Below are 220 nucleotides of genomic sequence, written 5' to 3' on the forward strand. Positions count from 1 at the left end.
AGTTCGGCAAGGGTGCGGTGATGCGCCTCGGTGAGCGGCCGAACGAGCCCATCGAGGTCATCCCCACGGGTTCGACCGCCCTCGACGTCGCCCTCGGCGTCGGCGGTCTGCCGCGCGGCCGTGTGGTGGAGGTGTACGGACCGGAGTCCTCCGGCAAGACGACGCTGACGCTGCACGCCGTGGCGAACGCGCAGAAGCTCGGTGGCTCGGTGGCGTTCAT

General features: G+C 70.5%; 1 pseudogene. It reads left to right on the forward strand.

From position 1 onward, the window contains the following. Positions 1 to 220 (forward strand): annotated as a pseudogene (locus tag IG90_RS0138975) (recombinase RecA); the annotation flags it as partial.

Origin of the sequence: Streptomyces anulatus (assembly GCF_000721175.1) — a bacterium.
In the GTDB taxonomy this organism is placed as follows: Bacteria; Actinomycetota; Actinomycetes; order Streptomycetales; family Streptomycetaceae; genus Streptomyces; species Streptomyces anulatus_C.